General features: G+C 76.3%; 1 pseudogene. It reads left to right on the forward strand.

The window, feature by feature from the left end:
• A pseudogene (locus KVT14_RS22850) lies at positions 1-236 on the forward strand (hypothetical protein); the annotation flags it as partial.

Below are 236 nucleotides of genomic sequence, written 5' to 3' on the forward strand. Positions count from 1 at the left end.
GCCGTGTTCGCGGACGAGGAGGCGGGGGGGAGGTCCGGCGCCCGGCACCCCGTCGACCACCGCCCCGACCTGTACGAGGGCGCCACCGAGGCCGTCACCGAGGTCGGCGGGTTCTCCGTCGACGTGCAGGGCCGCCGCGCCTAGCTGCTGCAGACCGCGGAGAACGGCATCGCCTGGCTCGGGCTGGTGGCGGAGGGCACCGCCGGCGACGGCTCGGCGGTCAAGCCTCACAACGC

Origin of the sequence: Cellulomonas sp. GbtcB1 (assembly GCF_019091725.1) — a bacterium.
Lineage (GTDB): Bacteria > Actinomycetota > Actinomycetes > Actinomycetales > Cellulomonadaceae > Cellulomonas.